Here is a 20,042-nt window from a genome sequence, read left to right as displayed (position 1 = left end):
GATTTAAAGGTTTATTGATTTTTTAGGTATTTTTATTGATTAGAAAAAGTAATGCTAAGTGAAGCGACGGGTATCACTATCGAAAACACTATGATTACGCAATGTTTAAGTCTCGTCCTTTATTCTTTTATTTTTCCTTTTCAAGGCCTGAGAAAATGAGCGTCGCCGCCGGGAATAAAAACAATCTGACTCGCCTGATAGCCGTGGTATTAACCGGGATTCTGGCCGGTTTGTCCGGTATGGTGCTGGCACTGATTTTACACGCGATACAGCACCTGGCTTTTGGCTACAGTGCCGGGCAGATCGTCGGTTCGGTGTCATTTTTACAGGGCGTCACGGAGTCGTCCTGGCCACGCCGCATCGCGGCAATCGTGGCCGGCGGCGTCGTCGCCGGATTTGGCTGGTGGCTGCTTGGTCGCTATGGGCAGAAGCGGGTTTCCATTGCGGCGGCGGTGGCCAACCCTTCCGTACCCATGCCAGCAGGCACCACGACGATCCACGCCCTGCTGCAGATCGTCACCGTAGCGCTGGGTTCCCCGCTTGGCCGCGAAGTGGCGCCCCGGGAAATGGGCGCGCTGGGGGCGGGGATGGTGGCGCGTAAGCTGGGCCTGCTGGAAGATGAAACCCGCACCCTGATCGCCTGTGGGGCGGGCGCCGGTCTGGCGGCGGTCTATAACGTCCCGCTGGCAGGGGCGTTGTTCAGCCTTGAGGTCATGCTGCTGTCGTTTAGCTGGGAAAAAACGCTGGCGGCGATAATGACCTCGGCGATTGCCGCGTGGACGGCTACCCTGGGGTTAGGGGATGAATCGCAATACCATTTTGTTTCCAGCACGCTTCCGCATTCCTTTCTCTGGTGGGCGATTCTGGCGGGCCCGATTCTTGGCACCGGCGCCTGGCTCTTTCGTAAAGCGACCAGCGCAGCGCGTTCACGCGTCCGAAGTAACTGGCAGATGCCGGTGTTCTGTCTGCTGGGGTTTTCCCTTCTTGCCATCCTGAGCCTTTATTTCCCGGAACTTCCGGGCAATGGCAAGGGACCAATGCAGTTGGCGCTCAGCGACGGGCTGCCTCTCTCTATGGTCGCTATCCTGTTAGTGTTGAAGATGGTGGTGATCCTGGCGGTGCTGCGCGGCGGCGCGGAGGGTGGATTGTTAACCCCGGGGCTGGCGGTAGGCGGACTGGTCAGTCTGCTGCTCTGCGCACTCTGGCAGCTCGGCTTCCCTGGCGGAGATAAAAGCAGCTTCGCTCTGGTGGGGGCGGCCGCGTTTCTCGCCGCCTCCATGCAGATGCCGCTGACTGCGGTGGTGCTGGTGATGGAGTTCACCCACATGGATCACAGCTATCTGGCTCCGGCGCTGCTGTGCGCGGCAGGGGCGTTTTTAACCTGCCGGGCGCTGGACAAAAAATAGGTTTACCGAACCGCAGTGAAAGTGAACAGGGAGGGGCCCTTCATCCGGGAAGTAAAATCAGCCGCATTTTTCCCTGATGGTTGCCTCATGGTTAATAAGCCATTTTTTACGTGCAACGCCGCCGCCGTAACCGGTCATCGAACCATCTTTGCCGATAATTCGATGGCAGGGGATGATAATCGCGACGCGGTTAGCGCCGTTTGCTGCAGCCACCGCGCGCGTGGCCGTTGGTTTACCTATATCCATCGCAATCGATTGATAATGCGTCGTCTCACCGAAGCTAACGTACTGTAAATGGCGCCAGACCGCTCGCTGGAATTCGCTGCCTGGGGTATCAAGCGCCACCTCGAACGATTGACGCCGCCCGGCAAAATACTCCGTTATTTCCTGTTGCGCCTGCCGGGTGTGGGCGTTTTCACCAGCGATGATGCTGGCGTCGAACCGTCGCTGCAGGTCGCTGAATTCTGTCTCCAGCGCTCGTCTGTCGACAAACTCCAGCAGACAAATCCCCCGCTGCGTTGCACAAACAAACATTGGCCCTAATGGGGTGGTAAAACGATGAATTAAAACAACCTGGCGTTGCGCGCTGGGTGCGGAACCGGTCAATTTTTTGCAGGTATAGCCGAAACCGCTTAAGGACTCATAGCCGCTATCGAAAGCGACATCGGTGGTTGATCGGCCTGCTTTCAGCTCCTGAAGCGCCATATTAACGCGCTGCATCCGTTGAAAAGCCTGAAAGGTGATCCCGTGGTTTTGCAGGAACCAGCGGCGAACGCGTTCCGGGCTAATATCGTGCTGACGTAGTTCGCTATCACTGAGGCGAACCTTCGGGTCTTCTCGCAGCAGGCGGAGCGCTTGCTCAACAAAGGCGGGGGCTGTCCGGGCATTCTCCGTCGGGCGATAGACTTTGCATGGCCGGAACCCGGCATCCAGCGCGGATTTAACGTCATTATAGAATTCGACGTTTTCCCGCCTGGGTTTTCGCGCCCGACAGACCGAGATACAAAATACGCCGGTGGTTTTCACGCCAACGAAAAAGACGCCGGTAAACTCCACAGCGCGTTCAAGCAGCGCCTGATACCAGATATCGCACTGGATGCTGTCGGTAATTTTCATGGTCAAAAAACACCCGAGAAAGAGTAGTTAGCTTGCACCTGACATAATAAGTCTTTCAGTCTGGCCTGTGTGGCAGCATGAATAAAATTGCCCATCGAAATTCGTTTTACGCCCAGTGCCGATAAGGTACTGAAGTCCGCCAGCTCAGGCATGCACATTACGTTTAAGGGTAAAGGCACGTGGCGGACAATGGCGGTAATATCTTCCGCGCGGGTGACGCAAGGCACAAAAAAACCGCATCCGCCATGGTTAGCGTATAACTGACCGCGATAGAGCGTCTCATCCAGTGCATTTGGTACGTTGAGAAGAAAGGTATCGGTGCGGACATTAACAAACATATCGGGACAAGCGTGGGTGATTTCCTGGATTTTGGCGGCAAAGACCACGGCATCGTCAAGACGACGCGTATTATTCACCACATGACTATCCTCGAGGTTTATTCCGCTCACGCCGAGATGCGCCAGACGCCGGATATTGTCAATGATGTGGCTGGTTGTGGCGCTGTAGCCCGCCTCTAAATCGACGCTTAACGGCAGTTCGCTAACAGCTTTGATGCGTGAGACGATATATAACAGCTCGTCAAAACTCATCTCTTCGCCATCTTCATACCCTAACATTGCGGCGATAGCAGCGCTGGAGGAGCCCAGCGCCTGATAACCGGCCTGCTGAGCGGCCTGAGCGCTGCTGGCATCCCAGACGTTGGCAAGCAACAACGGTTGGTTTTGCTGGTGAAGCGCGTTGAAGTTCATTCTTTTCTCCCGCGGTAGTGTGTCCCCAGACTGTGCCGCGTTGGGCTCATTTGCCACAACCGAAAACTGGACGACTATTTTTATACGTAGATTCTTATCGTCAGCCGGCGGGAGAGATAAATAAAAAGGCCATGATTGATCATGACCTTTTATACTGTAGTGCCTGGATGGGTGAGAAAGCGTTACTCGATATTCTGTATCTGTTCGCGCATTTGCTCGATCAGTACCTTCAGCTCAATCGCGGAGTTGGTGACCTCGGCGTTAATCGATTTTGACGCCAGGGTGTTCGACTCACGGTTGAACTCCTGCATCATAAAGTCGAGACGGCGACCCACAGCCTCTTTCTTTTTCAGAATGTTGTAGGTCTCTTTAACGTGCGCTTCGAGGCGGTCCAGCTCTTCGGCAACGTCGATACGCTGCGCCATCAGCACCAGCTCTTGCTCAAGACGGTTATTTTCCAGCTGCACTTCCGCGTCTTCCAGTTTGGCAACCAGACGCTCGCGCTGCCACTGGAGGATTTCCGGCATATGGGCGCGAACTTTGGTCACTTCGCCGCTCACCCCTTCAAGCCGCTGCTCGATAAGCGCTTTCAGGGCCTGGCCTTCCGTTTCGCGGGCGACGATGAAGTCGTCCAGCGCGCCATCAAGAGCGGCCAGAATGTCGGCGGCGATGGCGTCGAGATCCTGCTCTTTGGCGGCCATCACGCCCGGCCAGCGCAGGATATCAACCGGGTTGATTTCCCCTTCATCGCTCTGCATTTTCACCCAGTTGGCAGCGTTGACCAGCTGTTTAGCCAGCTTTTCGTTGAGGATAAGTTCACCCTGAGCGCTGGGATCTTGTTCAAAACGCAGGGTGCATTCGACTTTACCGCGAGTCAGGCGGGCGCGAATGCGCTCGCGTACCACGGGCTCCAGACTACGGAACTGCTCCGGCAGGCGGAAGTACGTTTCCAGATAGCGCTGGTTTACCGAGCGCAGCTCCCATGCGGCGCTACCCCAGTCACCCTTGATTTCACGGCGGGCATAGGCGGTCATACTGCGGATCATAGACGTTCCTGTTTTCGTAATAATGAATGCAAGGATTATAGCTATGCGGGCGGTGACTTAACAGGAATAGTGATGAAATACCTGGATGGCGATTGTTTTGAGGGGCATAGCCACAATCTATTTCATGCAATTACTAAGTTAAGCGAGCGGTATGCTTCTGTTGTGGGTAAAAATAAGACGTTTTGTATTAGCGATTTTACGTCAATGACGCTGTTAAGTTATATGTGGTTAATTATTTGGGCTTACTGAAGAAATGGTTTTTCTGCGCTTTGTTGACCGCGGGGAGATATTACTTTTTGCTGTAGTTAATGGTTTTATGTTATTTGGCGTGAACATCAAATACAGATGATGCTATACGAGCTAGTTTCTTGTCGGAAAATCTTATCAGAGTGATGCTTTCGTGCCAAATATAACCACAGGAAATACTGCGGTGTATTATCTTTAAGTATTATGTATGATTTTTTGAATTTATTGCGGCGAATATATTAAACCTGCTATTGTTTATATTGTCTTCATGAATATTATCACTTCAACTATATTCATTAATTTTGTATTAGTGGGTTTTCATTTTGGGCGGTATTGTCCGACAGAAGGATCACGAGTATAGTCGTTTTAGATTAGTTCTATAAAAAGGATTTTAATATGAACGCTATCTTTGACAGAGTCATTCGAGAGTTTTTCCCAGATACCCATATTCCACACTGGAAAAAATGGGTTTTCAGAGCCGCATTTGGCAATAAGATATTCTCTCGTTTAATAAACGACGAACGGTTAATTGATAAAAATGGTGTGCATTGGGTTAGTTCGGTCATTGATTTTTTTAACGTCCGATGTGAAACGGAATACTCTGACTTTAATAATATACCCCGACAGGGTGCTACAGTTGTTATTTCAAATCATCCGACGGTAATGGATGGTATTGCTTTAATACATACTATCGCTCAGGTCAGGAAAGATATAAAAATAGTGGCTAACCATATTTTGCCAATGATATTCCCACAGGTGGCAGAACTTACCATTGGTATTGAGAATATGGCTGGTAAGATGAGCCATAAGAAATTCAGGGAAATGAACGATCACCTGAAGAACGGTGGTGTGTTGATTATTTGTCCTGCAGGTAAGTTGGCTAGCTGGTCTCTTTCAGGTTTACAGGAACATCAATGGAATCCCGGTTTTTTACAACTGGCGATGAGAAACAACGCGGCGCTGGTACCTGTCCATATTACGGGATCAAACAGCAAAACTTATTATTTAGCTGCGACGGTCTGGCGGCAACTGTCAAATATAATGATTATTCGTGAAGCGCTACGCCATCGTGGTAAGACCATGAAAATCAAAGTAGGGCAGCAAATAGCCTTATCTTCGTTTAATCGATTTAATAAAGATCTGTCCGCCGCGTCAAGTGTATGCTTGATGCATCTCCAGAGCATCGGAGAGAATGGTCCGGCGCTGGTAGATACGGTTTCTCCGCAAAAATTAACAGGTAGTCGAGAGAGTTTAATAAACGCAATAGAAGAGTGCGAAGTATTAAGACAATTTGATGATGGTAGAAAATTATTGATATTTCGCTGCAATACCCTCGGGGACTCACCCATTCTTGATGAGCTAGGGCGCTTACGCGAGCGCTGTTATCGCGATATTGGCGCTGGATCCGGTAAAGACAGAGATAATGATGTTTTTGATGAAACCTATTACCATATCATTTTATGGGATCCTTCTGATGAAGAAATACTGGGTGCCTATCGTCTAATACCCGTTGGTGAGCAGTTAGCGCAACATGGAATAACAGGCCTCTATAGCAACAGCCTGTTCAAGTACCATAATAATGCCTATTCCTGTTTAAGCCAGTGTGTGGAAATCGGCCGTGGATTTATCCAGAAGCCTTATCAAAAAAGTAATGTTCTTGATTATTTATGGCGCGGGATATTTGATTTTATAAAAAGATATCCAGACTATAAATATTTGTTAGGTGTGTTGACGATCCCCGGCTCTTTTCCTGAAGAGGTGCAGAAACTCATTGTAAGCTTTTATAATATGTACTTTCCCAGTTCGGTTAACTTTTGTACGCCAATTCAATTATTCACTGCAGAAGGTGCACAAAGTGATAGCCCATTTTCCGGAAATGATTTTAGAGACGACTGGCGTGTGCTTAACGATTTACTGAGAGAAAAAGGTTATGAACTACCATGGCCTTTTAAACAGAGCGCTAAATGGTTTTCTCCAGGCGGATCGTCGATTCTTGCATTCACAAAAGATGATGCTTTTCACTCGATCGCTGGTTTAAACCTGAGTGCTCTCGATAAATTGAATGAAATATACTTTAAGCATTATTTAAAGGATTAAACTGACGATAACGTTAGGGTTTGGAATGAGAATAATTCAATCCAGACATCAGTAATGAAAACTCTATGCGTACGGATGCGTTTTAATGCAAAAGCCAGTAAATATATTTATTGTTGTGATAGCGATGCTGATGATAACGGGGTGTGATAACAAACCGGAGAACAGGTTATCTGGTTATTCACATGGCGAATTTGTCTATCTTTCTTATTCTTCCACTGCAAAAATTGAACAGCTATTCATTAAGAAAGGAGATAATGTCACGCCTGGGCAAGAGTTAGTGAAGATTGAGTCCTTTGATGCGCAAAATATTTTCCTGCGAGCTGAGGAAAAACTTTCTGCAGAGAGCGCATTATTGCGAAATCTGGAGTCGGGAGAGCGGCCTGAAGAGCTGGATATTATTCGTGCCCAGATTAAAAAAGCACGATCGGCGGAATCCCAGGTAAAGCGTCAGCTTGAGCGGTATCGTAATCTTTACGCCAGTCGCGCCATCTCGCTCGCAGAATGGGAGGATATCCGGGATGAGTTAACGCAAAAAGGCGCGCAGGTTGAAGAGTTAATTAATCAACTCAAAGCGCGGCAACTGCCTGCCCGTCAGGATGAGATTAGCAAACAGCTCTCGATGGTGGCCGCGGCAAAACTCGAACGTGACAAGGCGCTTTGGGATGTCCAGCAAACGACGATTGTTTCTCCGGTCAATGCTAAAGTCTTCGATATTATTTATCGTGCCGGGGAACGGCCCACTGCCGGCAGACCAATAATTAGTCTGTTACCTCCTGAGAATATAAAAGTACGCTTTTTTATACCCGAGGCGATGCTTGGTAAATTTAAAATCGGAACTAAGGTAAAACTGATATGCGATGGTTGCGCTGAGCCCATTGCTGGCGTGATTAACTACATCAGTCCTGAAGCGGAATTTACGCCTCCGGTTATTTATAGTACGAAACGCCGGGAGAAACTCATTTTTATGGCTGAGGCTGTTCCTGCCCGGAAGCAGGCTGAGCGGATGAAAATCGGCCAGCCGTTTGATGTGGAGGTTATTGGTAATGAATAATCTTTGTATTGATGTAAAAAATCTCAATAAGTATTTTGGTGAGCATCACGTCGTAAAGGATTTCTCTTTGCAGGTGGCAAAAGGCGAAATTTATGGTTTTCTTGGGCCGAACGGTAGCGGGAAAACAACATCGATTCGGATGATGTGTGGTTTGATTACCCCGGATTCAGGTGAAGGCTCTTGTCTGGGCATGGACATCTTTACGCAGCGGGAAAAAATAAAAAAAAAGATAGGTTATATGACCCAGTATTTCTCAATGTGGGGAAATTTAACCATCCGGGAAAACTTACTTTTTATCGCGCGGTTGTATAGCCTCGACCAACGTAAAGCCCGGGTTGAACGCGCGCTTTCAGAGTTAGGCCTCACTACCCGACAGCATCAGCAGGCCAGGGAGCTTTCTGGCGGCTGGAAGCAAAGAATGGCCCTCGCCGCTTGCATGTTGCATGAACCCGTTTTGTTGTTTCTCGATGAACCAACCGCTGGCGTGGATCCGAAAGCGCGGCGAGAGTTCTGGCAAATGCTGCATCAGTTATCGGACAGAGGGATCTCAATCCTGGTGAGCACGCATTATATGGATGAGGCCGAGCGCTGCCATAAGGTTGCCTATCTGTCTTATGGCCGTCTGTTGGCGAATGGCACTATTTCGTCGATTATCGCGTCCCAGAATCTGATCACCATGCGAACCAGTGGCACCGGTCTGACGCTGCTTGAAAACCAGCTACAACGCTTGCCGGATATTGAGCAAACGGTCATTTTTGGCAATCAGCTTTATATTACTTCCAGAGATGAAGCCAAATTAAAGTCCACGCTTTTTGCATTTACACAACAGGGCTATGAGTTCTGTCAGGTGGCTACCAATCTGGAAGATGCATTTACCTACTTGATGAAAAACGATTGTGAAAAAAATTAATTTAAGCTTCTCCTTTACCCGTTGGATCGGCGTGGTTATTAAGGAAATCCACGAATTACGTCGTGATAAAGTCAGCATTAGTATGGTGCTCCTGACACCTATTTTTCAGCTGATCATTCTTGGCTATGCGATCAATATGGATCCCCATAATCTTCCTACCGCGTTATTAAATTACGATACCGAACGCATGAGTCATATTTTTGTGACGGAAGCGCAAAATACAGGGTATTTTTCAATGATTCCTGTCGATTCAGAAGAGGCGGCGCAGAAAGCGTTCGTTCGGGGAGATGTCACTTTTATCGTGACAATTCCTGAGGGGTTTACGCGCAAGATGCTGCGTGGAGAAAAGCCTCAGCTGTTAATTCAGGGGGATGCCATCGATCCGATAACCACGGGGAATGCGCTAAGTGCCCTTGTACAGGTGGCGAAATCGATGTTTCAACACGATTTGCCGGGCGACATGCGTGTCTCGCAAAAAGAGGATGATTTCGAGCTTATTATCCATCGGATGTTTAACCCTGAGGGGATTACCCAGTTTAATACTATTCCAGGTATTATGGGATCGATACTCAGTACCACCTTGATCCTGATGACCGCCCTGTCTATTACCCGTGAGCGAGAAAACGGGGCGTTAGAAAATTTACTGGTCTCTCCTTTGACCGGGTTTGAGGTCATTGTCGGGAAGATAACGCCTTTTGTTGTCATCGGTTTGTTCCAGGCGACGTTAATTCTGATTGCCGCTGTGCTATTGTTCGATATTCCCCTTCATGGTAGCGTTTTTCTGCTTTTTTTGGTGCTGTTAATATATGTTTTCCTCTGCCTGTCAATTGGCATTGGTATTTCTGGCCTGGCACAAAACCAACTGCAGGCGCTGCAAATGTCGTCATTTTACTTTATTCCTTCCATTATGCTTTCCGGCTTTATCAGCCCCTTTATTAGTATGCCTGACTGGGCGAAAGCCATTGGCTCCTGTTTACCGCTGACCTATTTCATCCGACTGGTTAAGGGCATCATGCTGAAAGGCTATTCTGCGATGGCATTATTACCCGACCTTTTGCCACTGATCGGCCTGGCGGTGATAGTGATTGGCGTGGGGTTGAAATCTTATCGTAAAACACTGGACTGACATTATGTGCATGCCCGGCACGTGTTGGCATAGGCTTTTCGCCATGAAATTCGTATAATGCGCCCCACATTCGTTTCAAGCCGGAGATTTCTATCATGCGTCCAGCAGGCCGTAGCGCTAATCAGGTGCGTCCCGTCACCCTGACCCGTAATTACACAAAACACGCTGAAGGCTCCGTGCTGGTCGAATTCGGTGATACCAAAGTGTTGTGCACCGCTTCCATTGACGAAGGCGTTCCGCGTTTCCTGAAAGGACAGGGACAGGGCTGGATCACCGCTGAATATGGCATGCTGCCGCGCTCAACGCACACGCGTAACGCGCGTGAAGCAGCAAAAGGCAAGCAGGGCGGCCGGACGATGGAAATCCAGCGTCTGATCGCTCGCGCGCTGCGCGCGGCGGTTGACCTGAAAGCGCTGGGTGAATTCACCATCACCCTCGACTGCGATGTGCTGCAGGCCGATGGCGGCACCCGTACGGCGTCGATTACCGGAGCCTGCGTGGCGCTGGCCGATGCGCTGAACAAACTGGTGGCAGCCGGCAAGCTGAAAACCAACCCAATGAAGGGGATGGTTGCCGCGGTGTCCGTTGGTATCGTTAACGGCGAAGCCATTTGCGATCTGGAGTACATCGAAGATTCCGCAGCGGAAACCGACATGAACGTGGTGATGACCGAAGATGGCCGCATTATTGAGGTGCAGGGGACGGCAGAAGGCGAGCCGTTCACCCATGAAGAGCTCCTCACTCTCCTGGCGTTAGCCCGAGGGGGGATCGAATCCATTATCACGACGCAGAAGGCGGCGTTAGAAAATTAATGATTAAGGCGACTGAGAAGTCGCCTTTTTTTTGCGCTTCATCCTTCATTACACCTGCGAAGGATGAGCGCGTAGTCTGACAATGATGAAAGTACCAAAAGGAGCGAATCCATGAAGCCTTATCAGCGCCAGTTTATTGAGTTTGCGCTTAGCAAGCAGGTTCTTAAGTTTGGCGAGTTCACGCTGAAATCCGGGCGCAAGAGCCCCTATTTCTTCAACGCCGGCCTGTTTAACACCGGGCGCGATCTGGCACTGCTGGGCCGTTTTTATGCCGAGGCGCTGGTGGATTCCGGGATTGAGTTCGACCTGCTGTTTGGCCCGGCCTATAAAGGTATTCCGATCGCCACCACCACCGCGGTGGCGTTAGCCGAGCATCATGACCGCGATCTGCCTTACTGCTTTAACCGCAAAGAGGCAAAAACCCACGGCGAAGGCGGCAACCTGGTCGGTAGCCCGCTGCAGGGGCGTGTGATGCTGGTGGATGACGTGATCACCGCCGGTACGGCGATCCGCGAATCCATGGAGATTATCCAGGCCCAGGGCGCCCAGCTGGCGGGCGTACTGATCTCCCTGGATCGTCAGGAGCGCGGCCGCGGCGAGATCTCCGCTATTCAGGAAGTGGAGCGGGATTACGGCTGCCAGGTTATCTCAATCATCACTCTGAAAGAGCTGATTGCTTATCTGGAAGAGAAACCCGAGATGGCGGAATATCTGGCGTCAGTTCGTGCCTATCGTGAAGCCTACGGCATCTGATGATGCATCCGGCAGCCTCGGCTGCCGGATATTTCCTCTATACCAGCTTAGCGCCCTGCGCATTGACGTACAGCGAATAGATTGACGTACTGGACGCCATAAACAGCCGATTGCGCTGTTCGCCGCCAAAACACAAGTTCGCGCAGCGCTCCGGCAGTTGAATGGTGCCGATATGCTTACCCTGAGGGTTAAAGATCCGCACGCCGTCGAGTTCTTCGTTTCCGCTTCCCCATCCGCACCACAGATTGCCGTCTGCGTCGCAGGCGATCCCATCGGCGGTACCGTTGCCACAGTCGAGATACACCCGTTTATTTTTCAGCGTATTGCCTTCCACGTCCCACGCCAGAATTAAGCGGTTCGGTGTCGCCCGGCTTTCCACCACGTACAGGGTCTTTTCGTCCGGCGAGAAACACAAACCATTTGGCCCTTTTATGTCGCCCAATACCACGCTTAGTTTGCGGCTTTCCGGCTCCAGGCAATAGACGTTTTGCAGCAATTCTGGCGTTGCTTTGTGGCCTTCGTAAAAGCCGCTGATGCCAAATGGCGGGTCGGTAAACCAGATGGTACCGTCTGACTTCACAACGATATCGTTTGGGGAATTGAGGCGCTTACCTTGGTAGCTATCGGCCAGTACGGTGACAGATCCATCGTATTCGGTACGCGTAATGCGGCGGGTGTCGTGCTCGCAACTGATTAAGCGCCCCTGTCTGTCGCGGGCGTGGCCATTGCTATAATTGGCCGGGTAGCGAAAGACGCTGGTTTCTCCACTGATTTCATCCCAGCGCATGATGGCGTTATTCGGAATGTCGCTCCACAGCAGCATTCGCATGTCGCCGAACCAGACCGGGCCTTCCGCCCAACGGAAGCCGCTGGCGATGCGTTCAACCTTTGCGCTGGCAAGCATATAGCGACGAAAGCTGTCATCGACGGCCACGATGCGTGGGTCAGGATAGCGTTCAGAAGGGGCCCATGCTGCGAAGCTTTTTTGACTGACTAGTAGCGATGCGGTTGCCAACCCGCCTATCTTCAATAAATCCCGCCGTGACGTCGCCATCAAATCTCTCCTTGTCGGGTGGTGTTGGGGGAGGGTGAAACGATCAGCAAGCTGGATAGTAGGAAAGGAAAGCGGAAACGCGCATTGGGCAATTCAACCAATGGCCCTGGGATTTGCAACAAACTTACGCAGATTGCGAGGAGAATCATGCAGCCTGGCGGCTGCATGTGAGGATTTACTGCAGCTGTGCGGCGACCAGCGGCCAGCGGGCCTCGAAATCATCCGTCGGACGATATTTGAACTCGCTGCGCACAAAGCGCGACAGCATACCCTCGCAGAAGGCCAGCAGCTGGCTGGCCAGCAGGGTTTCGTCGAGGGTGTAGCCTTCGCCTTCACGCATTTTTTTCTCGCGCATCACCTGACGCAGCTGCACTTCGATGCGCTCAAAAAGCTGGTTGATGCGGCCCTGTAGCCGGTCCTGTTCGAACATCAGCGCGTGCCCGGTGAGGATACGCGTCAGCCCAGGATTACGCTCGCCAAACCCAAGAATCAACAGAACGATCAGGCGCAGGCGCGCGGTGGTGTCCTTTTCATCTTTCAAAATCAAATTGATGCGCGTAATCAGACTGTCTTCAATGAACTCGATCAGGCTGTCAAACATGCGGGTTTTGCTGGGAAAATGGCGATACAGCGCGGCTTCGGAGACGCCGACGGAAGCCGCCAGTTTCGCGGTGGTAATACGTTGACTACCATCGCTGGATTCCAGCATGAGCGCTAGAGATTGAAGTATTTCTTCGCGACGATTCCGTTTCGCAGTTTGTTTTTCTGCCATGTTTTAAAATACCCCTGAAAATAAGCACTTGTCAGGCAGACATCCACAACGCGACCGCAAACCGGAGTTTGCGGTGATGTTATTGCGTTATGCGCGTTGGGATGCAGGTTCCGTGTTGCTGGGCTTATTTACGCCCTGAGTGACCGAAGCCGCCTTCGCCGCGGTCGGTGGCGTCAAACTCTTCCACCAGGTTAAATTCCGCCTGCACGACCGGCACAAAGACCATCTGCGCGATACGTTCGCCCGGCTCGATAATAAAGCTCTGCTGACCGCGGTTCCAGACGGACACCATCAGTTGCCCCTGGTAATCGGAGTCGATGAGGCCCACCAGATTGCCCAGTACTACGCCATGCTTATGGCCCAGGCCGGAGCGTGGCAGAATTACCGCCGCCAGAGAGGGATCGGCGATATGAATCGCAAGGCCCGTCGGCAACAGCGTGGTTGCACCCGGCGCCAGCTCTACGGCGTCGTCGAGACAGGCTCGCAGGTCAAGTCCGGCGGAGCCGGAGGTGGCATAGGTCGGCAGCGGAAATTGCTGGCCGACACGCGGGTCCAGAATCTTAACGTCGATTTTTTTCATCATAACGGGTCACGATCTCGTCGAGTAATAATTGGCCCAGGAGTTCCTTGCGCTCAAGTGGTAAGCGCTTTTCCCCATCCTGCCAGAAAAGGTGTAATGCGTTGTTATCGCTATTAAAGCCCTGATCAGGCTGAGAAACATCGTTAGCGCAAATCAGGTCGAGGTTTTTGCGGGCACGTTTTTGCCGCGCATATTCTTCCACATTATTCGTTTCGGCGGCAAACCCAACGACGTAAGGGCGATGGGCTTTTAGCGCCGCAACCCCGGCCACGATATCCGGGTTTTTAATCATTTTTATTGTTAATTCATCACCTTGTTTTTTAATTTTATCTTCGGCGATGACGGCGGCGCGGTAATCCGCCACCGCGGCGCAGCCAATAAAAATATGCTGCTGCTGAGCGCCGGCCTGGACGGCGGCTTCCATTTCCAGTGCGGTAGTGACATCAATGCGCTGCACAAACGGCGGTGTCGGTAGTGATACCGGGCCGCTGACCAGGGTCACGTTCGCGCCCCGCTGCGCGGCGGCGGCGGCAATCGCGAAGCCCATTTTGCCTGAGCTGTGGTTGCTGATGTAACGCACCGGATCCAACGGCTCACGGGTCGGGCCCGCGGTAATCATGAGGTTGAGATGTTGCAAATCTTTGACAGGGGAGGCGAAATGCTGCGCGGCCATCTCCACGATGGTTAACGGATCGAGCATTCTCCCCGGGCCGACGTCGCCGCAGGCCTGGCTGCCGCTGTCCGGTCCCCACAGCAGCAGGCCGCGGGAAGCCAGCGTCTGCAGATTCTGCTGGGTGGCCTGCGCGCGATACATCTGCTGGTTCATGGCGGGCACCACGGCAACCGGGGAAGGGGTGGCAAGACAGATCGTCGACACCAGGTCGTTGGCCATGCCGGCCGCCACGCGGGCGATTAAATCAGCGGTTGCCGGGGCGAGGATCACCAGATCGGCCCATTTCCCGAGCTCAATATGGCCCATGGCCGCTTCCGCCGCCGGATCGAGCAGGCTGTCGGAAACCGGATAGCCGGATACCGCCTGCAGGCTGAGTGGGGTGATGAACGCTTTTGCCGCCTCCGTCATCGCGACACGCACCTCCGCGCCGCGTTCGCGCAGTCGGCGCACCAGTTCCGGGGTTTTATACGCCGCGATACCGCCGCTGACGCCCAGGACGATTTTTTTACCCGCCAGAGTCATCATGATGTCTTCCTGTTGCCGTAGACCAGAATCCGCGCATCTTATCACAATCCTGTCGTCGTCGTGCCTCTGGTGGGCATTCACTTTGCGAGCGGCTACGCAGGGTGAAAAGCAGCGGGTCGGCAGCGCCGTCAGGCTGTGCCAGGATAGGCAAATTCACCCAGGAGGGCGCATGGACGAAACGGAAAATCTGATGCCACGAGAGAAGATGTTGCAGTACGGCATCGAAGCGCTAACGGATGTTGAGCTGCTGGCGCTGTTTCTGCGCGTCGGCACGCGTCGTCAGGATGTGCTCAGCTATGCGCAGGCGTTACTGCAGCGTTTTGGCTCGCTCTACGCTCTGCTTTCCGCGGATAAAGCGCAGTTGATTGCCGTGGATGGACTGGGGCTGGCGAAATATGCGCAACTGAAGGGTATTGCCGAGCTGGCGCGACGCTATTTTAGCTCACAGCTGGTCGAGGAGGCTGCGCTGGTCAGCCCCTCGACGACGCGGGAATTTTTACAAAGCCAGCTCACGGAAGAGGAGCGCGAGATCTTTATGGTGATCTTTTTAGATAATCAGAATCGGGTGTTGAAACATAGTCGCCTTTTTTCTGGTACTCTTAGCCACGTTGAGGTGCATCCGCGAGAAATTGTACGCGAAGCCATCAAAGTGAACGCTGCCGCCGTGATCCTTGCGCATAATCATCCCTCCGGTAGTCCGGAGCCGAGCCAGGCAGACAGGCTGATTACCGAAAGGGTGGTAAAATGTTGTCGATTCATGGAGATACGCGTGCTTGACCATCTGGTTATCGGCCGCGGTGCGTATGTATCTTTTGCCGAGCGTGGCTGGATTTAGCCCCGAACTGGCGATCCTTCGGGATCTTTGTCTGTTCGGGACTTGAGCACATCGCCGAGTCAGCGTATACTACGCCACCTTTGAGAATCTCGGGTTTGGCATTTGGGCCTGGCAGTCGAGAGTTCACATTGAACTGCGATGACCAGGCTGTAAAGCCTGACGAGGCGCCAATACCCCATACGAAGCTCGAGCTAATTTGATTTTTGGAGAATAGACATGTCCCGAGTCTGCCAAGTTACTGGCAAGCGTCCGGTGACCGGTAACAACCGTTCCCACGCACTGAACGCGACTAAACGCCGTTTCCTGCCGAACCTGCACTCTCACCGTTTCTGGGTTGAGAGCGAGAAGCGTTTTGTCACCCTGCGCGTATCTGCTAAAGGTATGCGTGTAATCGATAAGAAAGGCATCGATACAGTTCTGTCTGAACTGCGTGCCCGTGGCGAAAAGTACTAAGTACTTAGAGGAAATAAATCATGGCTAAAGGTATTCGTGAGAAAATCAAGCTGGTTTCTTCCGCTGGTACTGGTCATTTCTATACCACCACGAAGAACAAGCGTACCAAACCGGAAAAAATGGAACTGAAAAAGTACGATCCGGTTGTACGTCAGCACGTTATCTACAAAGAAGCTAAAATCAAATAATTTTAGCCTCCTTGTATAAAAACCCCGCTTCGGCGGGGTTTTTTGTTTTTAAAACTCCCCCATATTGCTTTCACATACTCCCTTTTCAGTCACCTGTCCGTGAAGCACAATACGTCGGGTAAATGGAGGAAAATCATGCCTGAATTACCAGAGGTTGAAACCAGCCGCCGCGGCATCGAGCCGCACCTGGTTGGCGCAACTATTCTGCACGCCATTGTGCGCAATGGACGGCTGCGCTGGCCGGTTTCCGAAGAGATTTATCGCCTGAGCGACGTTCCGGTACTCAGCGTGCGGCGTCGTGCCAAATACCTGCTTCTGGAACTGCCGGACGGCTGGATCATCGTTCATCTCGGGATGTCGGGAAGCCTGCGTATCCTGAGCGAAGAGCTACCGGCCGAAAAACACGATCACGTTGACCTGGTCATGAGTAATGGCAAGGTGCTGCGCTATACCGATCCGCGCCGCTTTGGCGCCTGGCTGTGGACCAAAACGCTGGAAGACCATCCGGTACTGGCCCACCTTGGCCCGGAGCCGCTCAGCGATGAATTTAACGCCGACTATCTTCAGCAGAAATGCGCGAAGAAAAAAACTGCGATCAAACCCTGGCTGATGGATAACAAGCTGGTGGTAGGGGTCGGCAATATCTACGCCAGCGAGTCGCTGTTCTCGGCCGGGATCCATCCCGACAGGTTGGCTTCTTCACTGTCGCGGGAAGAGTGTGAGCAGCTGGTGAAAGTGATTAAGCTGGTCCTGCTGCGTTCGATAGAGCAGGGCGGCACCACGCTGAAGGATTTCCTGCAAAGCGATGGCAAGCCGGGCTATTTTGCCCAGGAGCTGCAGGTCTATGGCCGCAAGGGCGAACCGTGCCGGCTCTGCGGCACGCCGGTTGTCGGGACCAAACATGCCCAGCGGGCGACCTTTTATTGCCGTCAGTGCCAGAAGTAGTTCTCAGGAACAGGAAGGTTTGTAGGCCAGGTCAGCGTAGCGCCACCTGGCACAAAGACCGGGACAGAGCCGGTGTGGATGGGCGGCGCAGTGCAGCGCCAGCCTGCGTGGCTCATGCCCCAGCTGATGCGTTACTTCAGCTTATTCAACAGCGCCTGGTGGACGTTAGCTGGCAGGAAATGAGAAACGTCGCCCTGGTGACGCGCCACTTCCTTCACCAGTGAGGAAGAGATAAACGACCACTCTTTGCACGGCATCAGGAACACGCTCTCCAGCGTTGGCATCAGGTGGCGGTTCATGTGGGCCAGCTGCATCTCATACTCGAAATCCGCCACCGCCCGCAGGCCGCGAATTAAAATATTGGCCTGCTGCGCGCGGGCGAAACTGGCCATCAGGTCGCTAAAGCCGATAACCTCCACGTTAACCAGATGCGCTGTTGCCTGAGTGGCCAGCGCGATACGCTCGTCGAGGGTAAACATCGGCTTTTTGCTCGGGCTCGCGGCGATAGCCAGCACCACTTTATCGAACATGCTCGCCGCGCGGGTGACAATGTCGATATGACCGTTGGTGATGGGATCAAAGGTACCCGGATAGATCGCTTTTGTGCTCATGATTACCCTTTCTCCGAGTAGCCGTGGCTCAGCGCCCACAGCTCGGTATATTTCGTAAACGTATACTGCGCGTTGACCATCGCCAGTAACCAGCCCTGCTTACCGTCCAGCACCCCACCGCGCAGCAGCAGCGTTTTCAGGAACGCGCCCAGGGTATGGCTGAAAATGCCCGCCATCGAGGTCTTCTTGCCCTTGCGGTGGCGCTCAAGCGCCCACGCGGCAGCATACGCCAGCTGTTTTTGCTGGAAGCCAGCGAAGTCGCGGCAGGTCAGATGCAGGAGATCGCCGGTTAGCGGAATGACCTCTGCGCCCAGGCTATCCAGCGATTCATGGACCAGATTATCGTTATAGCGGTAACGGGCGCGTTCGTACAGGCGCAGCACGCGATCGGGATACCAACCGCTGTGGCGCATAAAGCGTCCGAGAAAGTAGTTGCGACGAGCAATACTGTAGATGGCGCCGCGCTGCGGCGCTGCCAGCACCTTAAGAATAGCCTGCCTGAGTTCTGGCGTGACGCGCTCATCGGTATCGATCATCAACACCCAGTCGCCGGTGGCATAGTCCTGCGCGCGCTGGCGCTGAATGCCATAGCCTCGCCAGTCGGTATGGGTATAGACCTGGGCGCCGAGGCGGCGGGCCAGCTCGACGGTGTTGTCGGTACTGCCAGAGTCGAGGACGATGATTTCATCTGCCCAGCTAACGGAGTCCAGACAATCCGGCAGCAGGTCCGCTGCATCTTTGGCGATCATCACCACGGAAAGCCGGTTCGACATTAATGACTCCGTTGCGGCATGTAAGGTTGCAGTAACTTGAGCAGACGCGACAGCGCGCCCTGGTTCTGGTGCAGCACTTCCACCGCGTGACGGCCATACCACAGGCGGTAGTCTTCATCGGTCAGGAGCGTGGACACTTCCCTGACCAGCGAGTCGGCGTCGGTGACCGTGATCAGGCCATCATCCTGCTGCAGCTTGGCGCAGATATCTTTGAAGTTGAAGGTATGCGGCCCCATCAGCACCGGAATGGCATGCGCCGCCGGCTCGAGCGGGTTATGGCCGCCGCGCTCCACCAGGCTGCCGCCAACGAAGGCGAGGTCGGCAATGCCGTAGAGCAGCATCAGTTCACCCATGGTATCGCCAATCACCACCTGGGTACTGGAGGAGGGGATCTCGCCGGTGCTGCGCAGAGTAAAGCTCATTCCGGCCTTTTGCACCATCTCACGCGCGTCGGGGAAGCGCTCCGGATGCCGAGGAACGAGGATCAGCAGCAGGTTCGGGAAGGTCTCCAGCAGTTTTTTATGCGCCTGCAGGATGATTTGTTCTTCGCCGTCGTGAGTGCTGGTGGCAATCCAGACCTTGCGGTGTGGCGCCCATTGGCGGCGCAACGTAATCGCGCGGGCCGCCAGCTCCGGGGTGACGGAGATATCGAATTTCAGACTTCCGGTGACCGCCAGCTGGTTGCGCTTCAGTCCGAGAGCAAGGAAGCGGTTGCCATCCTCTTCATTCTGCGCGGCGATAAGCGTAATACGGCTTAACAGGCGGCGCATAAAACCGCCCAGTTTGGCATAGCCTTTGGCGGAACGTTCAGAAAGGCGGGCGTTGGCGATCACCAGCGGGATCTTACGCTTATGCAGCGCGGCCACCATATTCGGCCATAGCTCGGTTTCCATCACGATAACCAGCTTCGGCTGAACGGTATTCAGGAAGCGGTTCATGGCGCCGGGCAGATCGTAGGGCAGATAGACGTGATGGACATCTTTGCCGAACGCCGACATGGCGCGCTCGGAGCCGGTCGGCGTCATGGTGGTGACGGTGATCGGCATCGAAGGGTAGCGGTGGCGCAGAGCGCGAACCAGCGGAATGGCGGCCAGGGTTTCTCCGACGGAAACGGAGTGCAGCAGAATGCCATCCGGCTCTACCTTGTTCTGACAGAAGCCATAGCGTTCCGCCCAGCGTTTACGATAGGCAGGAGCCTTACGACTGCGCAGCAGCAGCCGCAGCCACACCAGCGGCTGAATAAGGTAAAGTAGGGTGGTATAAAGCAATTCCAAACTATTTATCCGTTCTCTGTTTTGGCGGGCAAATTCTAAGCATTTAG

21 protein-coding genes are annotated in these 20,042 nt (G+C 52.9%); 11 read left to right on the top strand and 10 right to left on the bottom strand.

All coding sequences use genetic code 11. The features are described from left to right. Nucleotides 1-155: 155 nt before the first annotated feature. Nucleotides 156-1,406 carry a chloride channel protein gene (locus A1WC_RS01525; protein ID WP_016161966.1) on the top strand — a complete coding sequence of 417 codons (1,251 nt, stop codon included), beginning with the start codon at nucleotides 156-158 and terminating at the stop codon, nucleotides 1,404-1,406. A 57-nt stretch (nucleotides 1,407-1,463) separates the two neighbouring features. Here A1WC_RS01525 and A1WC_RS01530 read toward each other — a convergent pair whose 3' ends face one another. The 3 genes from A1WC_RS01530 to A1WC_RS01540 all read right to left on the bottom strand — a co-directional run bounded on the left by A1WC_RS01530 (nucleotide 1,464) and on the right by A1WC_RS01540 (nucleotide 4,317). After that, entirely contained in the window at nucleotides 1,464-2,522 is a 1,059-nt protein-coding gene (locus A1WC_RS01530) for a bifunctional transcriptional activator/DNA repair enzyme AdaA (protein WP_016161965.1), read from the bottom strand. A 2-nt stretch (nucleotides 2,523-2,524) separates the two neighbouring features. Beyond that, the gene (locus A1WC_RS01535) at nucleotides 2,525-3,271 is read right to left on the bottom strand and encodes an isocitrate lyase/PEP mutase family protein (protein ID WP_016161964.1); all 747 of its coding nucleotides are present in this window, start codon (nucleotides 3,269-3,271) and stop codon (nucleotides 2,525-2,527) included. A gap of 182 nt (nucleotides 3,272-3,453) precedes the next feature. Beyond that, on the bottom strand, nucleotides 3,454-4,317 hold the full coding sequence (locus tag A1WC_RS01540; protein WP_008806823.1) for a YicC/YloC family endoribonuclease: 864 nt from the start codon (nucleotides 4,315-4,317) through the stop codon (nucleotides 3,454-3,456). Nucleotides 4,318-4,959: 642 nt separating this feature from the next. Here A1WC_RS01540 and A1WC_RS01545 point away from each other — a divergent pair. The 6 genes from A1WC_RS01545 (at nucleotide 4,960) to pyrE (ending at nucleotide 11,312) form a co-directional block, all read left to right on the top strand. Then, complete coding sequence (locus A1WC_RS01545) at nucleotides 4,960-6,660, top strand: lysophospholipid acyltransferase family protein (protein ID WP_016161963.1); 1,701 nt, start codon at nucleotides 4,960-4,962, stop codon at nucleotides 6,658-6,660. Between the two features lie 85 nt (nucleotides 6,661-6,745). Further along, nucleotides 6,746-7,711, top strand: coding sequence for an HlyD family secretion protein (locus A1WC_RS01550; protein ID WP_012967055.1), 966 nt, complete (start codon nucleotides 6,746-6,748; stop codon nucleotides 7,709-7,711). After that, nucleotides 7,704-8,621 carry an ABC transporter ATP-binding protein gene (locus A1WC_RS01555; RefSeq protein ID WP_016161962.1) on the top strand — a complete coding sequence of 306 codons (918 nt, stop codon included), beginning with the start codon at nucleotides 7,704-7,706 and terminating at the stop codon, nucleotides 8,619-8,621. The genes A1WC_RS01550 and A1WC_RS01555 overlap by 8 nt, the downstream gene beginning before the upstream one ends. Beyond that, entirely contained in the window at nucleotides 8,608-9,747 is a 1,140-nt protein-coding gene (locus A1WC_RS01560; protein ID WP_016161961.1) for an ABC transporter permease, read from the top strand. The genes A1WC_RS01555 and A1WC_RS01560 overlap by 14 nt, the downstream gene beginning before the upstream one ends. Before the next feature lie 95 nt (nucleotides 9,748-9,842). Continuing rightward, complete coding sequence (gene rph / locus A1WC_RS01565; protein WP_002922602.1) at nucleotides 9,843-10,559, top strand: ribonuclease PH; 717 nt, start codon at nucleotides 9,843-9,845, stop codon at nucleotides 10,557-10,559. A 111-nt stretch (nucleotides 10,560-10,670) separates the two neighbouring features. Further along, nucleotides 10,671-11,312, top strand: coding sequence for an orotate phosphoribosyltransferase (pyrE, locus tag A1WC_RS01570; RefSeq protein WP_008806829.1), 642 nt, complete (start codon nucleotides 10,671-10,673; stop codon nucleotides 11,310-11,312). Between the two features lie 37 nt (nucleotides 11,313-11,349). Here pyrE and A1WC_RS01575 read toward each other — a convergent pair whose 3' ends face one another. The 4 genes from A1WC_RS01575 to coaBC all read right to left on the bottom strand — a co-directional run bounded on the left by A1WC_RS01575 (nucleotide 11,350) and on the right by coaBC (nucleotide 14,913). Further along, complete coding sequence (locus tag A1WC_RS01575) at nucleotides 11,350-12,366, bottom strand: SMP-30/gluconolactonase/LRE family protein (protein ID WP_016161960.1); 1,017 nt, start codon at nucleotides 12,364-12,366, stop codon at nucleotides 11,350-11,352. Nucleotides 12,367-12,541: 175 nt separating this feature from the next. Further along, complete coding sequence (gene slmA, locus A1WC_RS01580; RefSeq protein WP_008806831.1) at nucleotides 12,542-13,138, bottom strand: nucleoid occlusion factor SlmA; 597 nt, start codon at nucleotides 13,136-13,138, stop codon at nucleotides 12,542-12,544. A 124-nt stretch (nucleotides 13,139-13,262) separates the two neighbouring features. Further along, nucleotides 13,263-13,721, bottom strand: coding sequence for a dUTP diphosphatase (dut, locus tag A1WC_RS01585; protein ID WP_012540306.1), 459 nt, complete (start codon nucleotides 13,719-13,721; stop codon nucleotides 13,263-13,265). Beyond that, complete coding sequence (coaBC, locus tag A1WC_RS01590; protein WP_032691473.1) at nucleotides 13,699-14,913, bottom strand: bifunctional phosphopantothenoylcysteine decarboxylase/phosphopantothenate--cysteine ligase CoaBC; 1,215 nt, start codon at nucleotides 14,911-14,913, stop codon at nucleotides 13,699-13,701. Before coaBC ends, dut begins: the two co-directional genes overlap by 23 nt. A gap of 172 nt (nucleotides 14,914-15,085) precedes the next feature. On the opposite strand from coaBC, the gene radC reads away from it, so the two are divergent. The 4 genes from radC (at nucleotide 15,086) to mutM (ending at nucleotide 17,337) form a co-directional block, all read left to right on the top strand. Next, complete coding sequence (radC, locus tag A1WC_RS01595) at nucleotides 15,086-15,751, top strand: RadC family protein (protein WP_012540307.1); 666 nt, start codon at nucleotides 15,086-15,088, stop codon at nucleotides 15,749-15,751. 216 nt (nucleotides 15,752-15,967) lie between these two features. After that, nucleotides 15,968-16,204 carry a 50S ribosomal protein L28 gene (gene rpmB / locus A1WC_RS01600; RefSeq protein ID WP_002436699.1) on the top strand — a complete coding sequence of 79 codons (237 nt, stop codon included), beginning with the start codon at nucleotides 15,968-15,970 and terminating at the stop codon, nucleotides 16,202-16,204. A 20-nt stretch (nucleotides 16,205-16,224) separates the two neighbouring features. After that, on the top strand, nucleotides 16,225-16,392 hold the full coding sequence (gene rpmG, locus A1WC_RS01605; RefSeq protein ID WP_002922510.1) for a 50S ribosomal protein L33: 168 nt from the start codon (nucleotides 16,225-16,227) through the stop codon (nucleotides 16,390-16,392). A 135-nt stretch (nucleotides 16,393-16,527) separates the two neighbouring features. Continuing rightward, nucleotides 16,528-17,337 carry a bifunctional DNA-formamidopyrimidine glycosylase/DNA-(apurinic or apyrimidinic site) lyase gene (gene mutM, locus A1WC_RS01610; RefSeq protein WP_016161958.1) on the top strand — a complete coding sequence of 270 codons (810 nt, stop codon included), beginning with the start codon at nucleotides 16,528-16,530 and terminating at the stop codon, nucleotides 17,335-17,337. Between the two features lie 131 nt (nucleotides 17,338-17,468). On the opposite strand, the gene coaD is transcribed toward mutM, so the two are convergent. From coaD to waaA, 3 genes are read right to left on the bottom strand one after another with little or no spacing between them, the layout of a single operon-like run. Then, nucleotides 17,469-17,948 carry a pantetheine-phosphate adenylyltransferase gene (gene coaD, locus A1WC_RS01615; RefSeq protein ID WP_008806836.1) on the bottom strand — a complete coding sequence of 160 codons (480 nt, stop codon included), beginning with the start codon at nucleotides 17,946-17,948 and terminating at the stop codon, nucleotides 17,469-17,471. 2 nt (nucleotides 17,949-17,950) lie between these two features. Continuing rightward, nucleotides 17,951-18,721, bottom strand: a complete 771-nt coding sequence (locus A1WC_RS01620) for a glycosyltransferase family 2 protein (protein WP_008806837.1) — start codon at nucleotides 18,719-18,721, stop codon at nucleotides 17,951-17,953. Continuing rightward, the gene (gene waaA / locus A1WC_RS01625; protein ID WP_008806838.1) at nucleotides 18,721-19,995 is read right to left on the bottom strand and encodes a lipid IV(A) 3-deoxy-D-manno-octulosonic acid transferase; all 1,275 of its coding nucleotides are present in this window, start codon (nucleotides 19,993-19,995) and stop codon (nucleotides 18,721-18,723) included. Before waaA ends, A1WC_RS01620 begins: the two co-directional genes overlap by 1 nt. Nucleotides 19,996-20,042: the final 47 nt, after the last annotated feature.

The organism is Klebsiella sp. KTE92, assembly GCF_000398905.1.
In the GTDB taxonomy this organism is placed as follows: Bacteria; Pseudomonadota; Gammaproteobacteria; order Enterobacterales; family Enterobacteriaceae; genus Klebsiella; species Klebsiella variicola.
Note: the sequence above shows the minus strand (reverse complement) of the source record. Positions and strands in the feature narration are given on the sequence as shown.

Excerpts from the sequence above, each read along its gene's own strand:
- A1WC_RS01525 (WP_016161966.1), top strand. The coding sequence starts at position 156 with ATGAGCGTCGCCGCCGGGAATAAAAACAATCTGACTCGCCTGATAGCC.
- A1WC_RS01530 (WP_016161965.1), bottom strand. The coding sequence starts at position 2,522 with ATGAAAATTACCGACAGCATCCAGTGCGATATCTGGTATCAGGCGCTG.
- A1WC_RS01535 (WP_016161964.1), bottom strand. The coding sequence starts at position 3,271 with ATGAACTTCAACGCGCTTCACCAGCAAAACCAACCGTTGTTGCTTGCC.
- A1WC_RS01540 (WP_008806823.1), bottom strand. The coding sequence starts at position 4,317 with ATGATCCGCAGTATGACCGCCTATGCCCGCCGTGAAATCAAGGGTGAC.
- A1WC_RS01545 (WP_016161963.1), top strand. The coding sequence starts at position 4,960 with ATGAACGCTATCTTTGACAGAGTCATTCGAGAGTTTTTCCCAGATACC.
- A1WC_RS01550 (WP_012967055.1), top strand. The coding sequence starts at position 6,746 with ATGCAAAAGCCAGTAAATATATTTATTGTTGTGATAGCGATGCTGATG.
- A1WC_RS01555 (WP_016161962.1), top strand. The coding sequence starts at position 7,704 with ATGAATAATCTTTGTATTGATGTAAAAAATCTCAATAAGTATTTTGGT.
- rph (WP_002922602.1), top strand. The coding sequence starts at position 9,843 with ATGCGTCCAGCAGGCCGTAGCGCTAATCAGGTGCGTCCCGTCACCCTG.
- pyrE (WP_008806829.1), top strand. The coding sequence starts at position 10,671 with ATGAAGCCTTATCAGCGCCAGTTTATTGAGTTTGCGCTTAGCAAGCAG.
- A1WC_RS01575 (WP_016161960.1), bottom strand. The coding sequence starts at position 12,366 with ATGGCGACGTCACGGCGGGATTTATTGAAGATAGGCGGGTTGGCAACC.
- slmA (WP_008806831.1), bottom strand. The coding sequence starts at position 13,138 with ATGGCAGAAAAACAAACTGCGAAACGGAATCGTCGCGAAGAAATACTT.
- dut (WP_012540306.1), bottom strand. The coding sequence starts at position 13,721 with ATGATGAAAAAAATCGACGTTAAGATTCTGGACCCGCGTGTCGGCCAG.
- coaBC (WP_032691473.1), bottom strand. The coding sequence starts at position 14,913 with ATGACTCTGGCGGGTAAAAAAATCGTCCTGGGCGTCAGCGGCGGTATC.
- radC (WP_012540307.1), top strand. The coding sequence starts at position 15,086 with ATGGACGAAACGGAAAATCTGATGCCACGAGAGAAGATGTTGCAGTAC.
- rpmB (WP_002436699.1), top strand. The coding sequence starts at position 15,968 with ATGTCCCGAGTCTGCCAAGTTACTGGCAAGCGTCCGGTGACCGGTAAC.
- rpmG (WP_002922510.1), top strand. The coding sequence starts at position 16,225 with ATGGCTAAAGGTATTCGTGAGAAAATCAAGCTGGTTTCTTCCGCTGGT.
- mutM (WP_016161958.1), top strand. The coding sequence starts at position 16,528 with ATGCCTGAATTACCAGAGGTTGAAACCAGCCGCCGCGGCATCGAGCCG.
- coaD (WP_008806836.1), bottom strand. The coding sequence starts at position 17,948 with ATGAGCACAAAAGCGATCTATCCGGGTACCTTTGATCCCATCACCAAC.
- A1WC_RS01620 (WP_008806837.1), bottom strand. The coding sequence starts at position 18,721 with ATGTCGAACCGGCTTTCCGTGGTGATGATCGCCAAAGATGCAGCGGAC.